The following is a 6,552-nucleotide window of genomic DNA, read 5'->3' on the forward strand; positions in this document are numbered from 1 at the left end:
TCTATTTTCTATATTCTATTTTCTTATTCTAAAGAAACCAATTTATCCACACTCCAAGCTTCGGGTTTATCGTTGAATAGTTTCTTGGTAAACGTCCAAACTTCATCAAATAATGCTGATTGTCTGTAATTTTCTAAATCGGCTTCGGTTTCCCAATAACTATAGGTAAAGAAAATACATTTATTGTTTTTATCTTGGTACAATTCAAGAAAACGATTTCCAGGAGCGTTTCGTATGTGGGTTTTCATTAATTCAAAATTATCCAAAAACGCTTGGATATGTTCTTCATGAAATGACATTTTTACTATTCGTACAAACATAATTTAACTATTAAAATTAATCATCACAAAATCACGATACGTCAATCCTAATAAACTAGATGCCGAACCAATTTTTGGATTGCTTTTATAAATTCCGATTTCAAGAAAACCAGCTTCATTAAAAATGGCTAAAGCTTTTCCGCTAATGATTGATAACGGTTGTTTATCGGTAGTTTCAATATCAGAATATTTAGCGAAGATACTTTTTACTTTTTTATTTTTGAAATTCACTTCATAAGGTCTTCCTTTTGCCACATCAATAAACATCTTTTTAGAGATATTTGTTATGGCATTTCCGAAATGGTCAATGTAAACCACATAACCTTTAATCGAATTTAAATCGGTTGCAATAACAGGTTGTAATTCGGTTACTTCCTTAATGGTTTTAATTTCTTTTCCAATAACGTTCAATAATCCGCCTTTCGCGATATGAACGGCGACAGTTACAAAAACATCCATATCGGTAGCTTCGGGCAATAATCTGTCGTGAATATTGATGGCTACTATTTTTTGCGGTTTGATTTTTTGAATCAGCATGCTCAAAATTCCGTTATCTGCAGCAATAAAATAATGGTCGTTCCATTGCATTACAATGTGCTGATTTTCATTGGTTAATTCGATATCAATTCCAATAATATGCACCGTTCCTTTCGGAAAACTATTGTAAGCCGAACTTATAATGTAATTAGCTTCACTAATATTAAACTGATCTACATGGTGTGAAATGTCTACAATTTTGGCGTCACTATGCTGTGATAGAATTTTCCCTTTCAAAGCACCAACAAAGTGGTCTTTTAATCCGTAATCGGTAGTAAGGGTAATTATTGACATAAAATTGTTTATAACTAAATGAGAAACGTATTGGTGTATTTCTTAAATTTGAAATGATTGCAAAGCTACTAATATTTAGTAAAAAATTAATTAAAAAACTCCTTCCATTTGAACGAACGTATTATTGAATTACACGACATCGCTCCAAAAGAATTTTGGGGTGCACAAGACACTCATCTTGAAACAATTAAAAAGTACTATCCGAAGTTAAAAATTGTGGCGCGCGGCACAACACTTAAGGCATTTGGCGAAAAAGAGGAATTGGACGAATTTGAAAACAGATTCAACAGATTAATGCTTCACTTTACTCGATACAATAATATTGACAACAATGTTATTGAAAGAGTGATTCAAAGTAATTCACAAGAAGAACAGCGCATGCCCGATCATGACAAAATTTTAGTTCATGGTATTGGCGGAAAATTAATTAAAGCAATGACGCCCAACCAGCAAAAGTTGGTAGAAGCAGTTTTTAAAAACGATATGGTTTTTGCTGTTGGTCCGGCTGGAACTGGAAAAACGTATACAGGTGTTGCGCTTGCTGTAAAAGCATTAAAAGAAAAGCAAGTGAAACGAATCGTTTTAACGCGTCCTGCTGTTGAAGCTGGAGAAAATTTAGGATTTCTTCCTGGCGACATGAAAGAAAAATTAGATCCATACATGCAACCTTTATATGATGCGTTGCGCGATATGTTGCCTCCGCAAACACTTGATGATTATATTTTAAAAGGAATTATCCAAATTGCACCATTGGCATTTATGCGTGGTCGAACTTTGGATAACGCTTTCGTAATCCTCGATGAAGCGCAAAACACCACGCATTCGCAGATGAAAATGTTTCTAACTCGTATGGGTAAAAACGCCAAATTCATCATCACTGGTGATCCAGGACAAGTCGATTTACCAAGAAGAACCATTTCTGGATTGAAAGAAGCCATTTTGGTTTTAAAAGATATTGATGGCATCGGAATTATTTATCTAGACGACAAAGATATTGTGCGTCATAGATTAGTTAAGAAAGTGATTGATGCTTACAAGCAAATTGAGAATAATGATTAATATTTTTTTACACCTGACAGGTTTCCAAAACCTGTCAGGTTTGGAAATAGTAGTGTAACAAAATGAAGAGTTCATTGATATCATTACTGTCGTTTTTTTTAATTCTTTTCGGATTTAATTGTTATTCTCAAAATTCCAAAATAAAATGGGGTTTGTATGGAAAAAAAACGTTTGAAGAACGAAGAGCTACTTTCCCATTTAGTGAAGCTAAGAAAGTTCTTTTGATTGCATTTCCAGATCTACGTTTTAAGTAAATAAATAATTGTATTTGTGTTGAAAAGAAACTATTTTTGCCAAACACAACAACACATTTATAATGAATACAATTACTACTACAAATTTCAATTTCCCAGGTCAAAAATCAGTTTATAGAGGTAAAGTTCGCGAAGTTTATAACATCAATGACGAACTTTTGGTTATGGTTGCCACCGATAGACTTTCTGCTTTTGATGTGGTTTTGCCAAAAGGAATTCCGTATAAAGGTCAGATTTTAAATCAAATTGCAACAAAATTCATGGAGTTAACTTCAGATATTGTTCCTAATTGGTTAATTGCAACGCCAGATCCAAATGTGGCTGTCGGACATTTATGCGAACCTTTTAAAGTAGAAATGGTTATTCGTGGTTACGTTTCAGGACATGCTGCACGTGAATATGCAGCCGGAAAAAGAATACTTTGTGGTGTTACAATGCCAGAAGGATTAAAGGAAAACGATAAATTTCCAACACCAATAATTACACCAACTACAAAAGCAGATAACGGTTCGCATGATGAAGATATTTCTCGTGAAGCAATTCTTGAAAATGGAATAGTATCTGAAGAAGATTATCTAACTTTTGAAAAATACACACGTGCTTTGTATCAAAGAGGAACAGAAATTGCGGCTTCTCGCGGATTAATTTTAGTTGACACAAAATACGAATTCGGAAAAACTAAAGACGGAAAAATTGTTTTAATTGACGAAATTCATACTCCAGATTCATCACGTTATTTCTACGCCGATGGTTATCAAGAAAGACAAGATAGAGGAGAAGAGCAAAAGCAATTATCAAAAGAATTTGTACGTCGTTGGTTAATTGAAAATGGTTTTCAAGGTAAAGACGGACAACAAATTCCAGACATGAACGATCAATATATAGAAACGGTTTCTGATCGTTACATAGAATTGTACGAAAACATTCTAGGTGAAAATTTCACAAAAGCCGATATTTCTAACATCAATGAACGTATCGAAAAGAATGTTTTACACTATTTAAATTCGTTTTAGTCGAACAATTGAAAGCGATTTATCAGATGAATATTATACTTTAGACTTTGATTTAATCAATAAAATTTCAAATGAAGAGAAAGTGCAAGAATTTAGAAATGATAATTTCAAGAAAGATTCTTTAAAATAGTCAGTTTAAAATCAAATAAAAAACCCTAAAACTTGATTGTTTTAGGGTTTTTCATTTGTAATAAAGTCAATTAATTTCCCGAAATACTTCCAGATCCAGAAGAACTTTTATCTACTTTTTCAGGATTTCCTTTATAAATAATGCTTCCAGAACCAGTAGATCGAGCAACTAATTTCTTTGAACAATTAACTTTGATGTTTCCCGAACCTGTTTGATTAGCTACAACATTTTCTGAAAGTAAATCAGATGCATTTGTATTTCCAGAACCTGTAGAGTCAATTTCTAAGTTTTGATTTGTACCTTTTATATTTAAATTTCCAGAGCCAGTTCTTTCGATTTTGGTGTTTATGGTATTCAATTCTAATTTTACATTTCCAGAACCAGTAATTTCTACTTCAAGATTTTCGGTTTTAATAACATCTTCTCCAAAGAAATTTCCCGAACCAGAGAACGATAATTCATTTATTTGTTCAAATGGAATTGTAATTTCTACTTTCGATTTGTAGTTGTACTGAATCATTGTTCCTCTTTCAAACCTAACTTTTAAAGTTCCGTTTACTACTTCGGTTGTCAATAATTCTACTAAATTCTCATCTCCTTTAATAGTTATATTACCTTCCTTTCCAGAAATAAGCTTCACGTCAAATGAACCTCCAACTTCAATTTTCCCATATTCTGGAGTTGTTCTGATTACTGTAACTTCCTTTTCGTTTCCTTTTACCCTTTTATTTTTCTTTGATTTTTGAGCATTTGAAACCGAAAAGCAAAGAAGTAATGATAATACAATTAGTTTTTTCATGTGTTTTGTTTTTTTGAAGTATAAAGATATAAAAAAATCCGAATCATAAATTCGGATTTTTTATACCTATATATAGTAGGTGTATTATTTAAAGTAGGAGAAGTCGTGATTGTCTTCAATCTTCAACAAACTTTCATAAATTAATTTAATCACATTTTCTACATCTTCTCTGTGTACCATTTCTACCGTTGTGTGCATGTAACGCAAAGAAAGCGATATCAATGCCGATGCAACGCCACCATTACTATAGGCAAAAGCATCGGTATCTGTCCCAGTAACACGAGATGTTGCATGTCGTTGAAACGGAATTTTCTTTTCTTCTGCTGTAGATACAATCATTTCTCTTAAAACGTTTTGCGTAGCTGGAGCATAAGCAATAACAGGACCTTTACCCATTTGTAAATCGCCTTCAATCTTTTTGTCAATCATTGGCGTAGTTGTATCGTGACAAACATCAGTTACAATAGCAACATGTGGTTTTATCGTTTGGGTGATCATTTCTGCACCACGAAGTCCAATTTCTTCTTGAACAGAATTTACGATATACAATCCAAACGGTAATTTCTTTTTGTTTTCCTTCAATAAACGAGCAACTTCAGCAATCATAAATCCACCCATTCTGTTGTCAATCGCTCTACAAACAAATTTATTCTCGTTCAAAATCATAAATTCATCAGGATAAGTAATCACACATCCTACGTGAACACCCAAATTTTCAACTTCTTCCTTAGTAGAACATCCACAATCAATAAAGATATTGTGCAAAGTAGCAGCTTCTTCTTTTCCACGATTTCTAGTGTGAATTGCTGGCCAACCAAAAACTCCTTTTACAATTCCGTTTTTAGTATGAATATTAACACGCTTCGAAGGCGCAATTTGATGATCAGATCCACCATTTCTTATAACATATATAAGTCCATTATCTGTAATGTAATTTACATACCAAGAAATTTCATCTGAATGTCCTTCAATAACAACCCTAAATTTAGCATCTGGGTTAATAACACCAACCGCTGTTCCATAAGTGTCCGTAATAAAAGTATCAACATAAGGTTTCAAATAATCCATCCATATCTTTTGTCCGCCAGATTCATATCCAGTAGGTGATGGGTTGTTTAAATAAGTTTCTAAAAACGATAATGATGATTTTGTAAGTATAGATTTTGTTGCCATAAATTATTTTTTTGCTAAATTATAAATTTGGCATTACACTTGTTAAGGATATTATATATTTTTACCATAAATTTAATAACCATGTTTAAACAATATACCCTAATAATTCTTTTAGCAATTCCAACTCTATTTTTCGCACAAGTAAAAACCGACACACTTATTAGTAAAAGTAATGATTATGTTATTGTAGAAGGTGACACACTTTCAATGCTACACGACACAATATATTTAGAAGATGTTCGAATTTACAAAGAAAAATTAGATCCCGAAGCCAAGAAACAATTCCTATTACTTCAAAACAGAGTTTATAGAGTATACCCATATGCAAAAGTTGCATCAGAAAGAATTACGGCACTAAACGCAAATATGGATAAACTAAAATCCAACAAAGACAAAAAGCGCTATTTTAAAATCGTAGAAGACTATATGGAAAACGAGTTTAAAGCACAGCTCAAAAAATTATCTAGAAAACAAGGACAAATTTTAGTCAAACTAATCCATCGCCAGACCGGCATAACAACCTTCGACCTAATAAAAGACTATAAAAGCGGTTGGAAAGCATTTTGGTCAAACAACACCGCCAAACTTTTCGACATAAACTTAAAAGCCAAATACGAACCCAACAAAGTAAACGAAGACTATTTAATAGAAACAATATTAAAACGAGCCTTCGAAAACAATAGATTGATAGAACAAAAGCCAGCCACTCCATATAATTACGATGAACTAACAGAATACTGGATACAAAAAGCAGAAGAACTCAACAAAAAGAAATAAATCTACACTATATGTATAGGTATAATAGTAAGTATTTTTTTAAGGAGCGAATGGTTCGGGCATTTTCAGTGATCCATTTTCCCGCTTTCGCTACAATAAAAGTCGTTTTTAAGAAAAAACGGCTTTTATTTTCACTACAATCGGGGCTATTTTGGTAATCCATTTGCGAAGAGATTCGATTTTTAAAGGCCATTTC

At 32.6% G+C, this 6,552-nt stretch carries 8 protein-coding genes; 3 read left to right on the forward strand and 5 right to left on the reverse strand.

Going from position 1 to position 6,552, the window contains the following annotated elements:
* Window positions 1–23: 23 nt before the first annotated feature.
* Both DIU01_RS11730 and DIU01_RS11735 read right to left on the reverse strand, forming a co-directional pair.
* The gene (locus DIU01_RS11730; RefSeq protein ID WP_290834669.1) at window positions 24–320 is read right to left on the reverse strand and encodes a putative quinol monooxygenase; all 297 of its coding nucleotides are present in this window, start codon (window positions 318–320) and stop codon (window positions 24–26) included.
* A 3-nt stretch (window positions 321–323) separates the two neighbouring features.
* Window positions 324–1,151, reverse strand: a complete 828-nt coding sequence (locus tag DIU01_RS11735; RefSeq protein WP_290834671.1) for an SAM-dependent chlorinase/fluorinase — start codon at window positions 1,149–1,151, stop codon at window positions 324–326.
* A 108-nt stretch (window positions 1,152–1,259) separates the two neighbouring features.
* On the opposite strand from DIU01_RS11735, the gene DIU01_RS11740 reads away from it, so the two are divergent.
* Together DIU01_RS11740 and DIU01_RS11745 are read left to right on the forward strand one after the other, a co-directional pair.
* Window positions 1,260–2,210, forward strand: coding sequence for a PhoH family protein (locus tag DIU01_RS11740; protein ID WP_290834673.1), 951 nt, complete (start codon window positions 1,260–1,262; stop codon window positions 2,208–2,210).
* A gap of 316 nt (window positions 2,211–2,526) precedes the next feature.
* Entirely contained in the window at window positions 2,527–3,477 is a 951-nt protein-coding gene (locus tag DIU01_RS11745) for a phosphoribosylaminoimidazolesuccinocarboxamide synthase (RefSeq protein ID WP_290834675.1), read from the forward strand.
* A 200-nt stretch (window positions 3,478–3,677) separates the two neighbouring features.
* Here DIU01_RS11745 and DIU01_RS11750 read toward each other — a convergent pair whose 3' ends face one another.
* Window positions 3,678–4,406, reverse strand: a complete 729-nt coding sequence (locus tag DIU01_RS11750) for a head GIN domain-containing protein (protein WP_290834677.1) — start codon at window positions 4,404–4,406, stop codon at window positions 3,678–3,680.
* Between the two features lie 84 nt (window positions 4,407–4,490).
* A complete protein-coding gene (locus DIU01_RS11755; RefSeq protein ID WP_290834679.1) occupies window positions 4,491–5,579 on the reverse strand; it encodes a M42 family metallopeptidase in 1,089 nt (362 codons plus the stop codon).
* Window positions 5,580–5,660: 81 nt separating this feature from the next.
* Between DIU01_RS11755 and DIU01_RS11760 the strand changes: the two genes are divergently transcribed.
* Window positions 5,661–6,356, forward strand: a complete 696-nt coding sequence (locus tag DIU01_RS11760) for a DUF4294 domain-containing protein (RefSeq protein WP_290834680.1) — start codon at window positions 5,661–5,663, stop codon at window positions 6,354–6,356.
* A 7-nt stretch (window positions 6,357–6,363) separates the two neighbouring features.
* Here the strand turns inward: DIU01_RS11760 and DIU01_RS11765 are convergent.
* On the reverse strand, window positions 6,364–6,552 hold a 189-nt coding region (locus DIU01_RS11765), incomplete at its 5' end, for a hypothetical protein (RefSeq protein ID WP_290834682.1).

The organism is Flavobacterium sp. (assembly GCF_003525665.1).
Taxonomy (GTDB): Bacteria; Bacteroidota; Bacteroidia; order Flavobacteriales; family Flavobacteriaceae; genus Flavobacterium.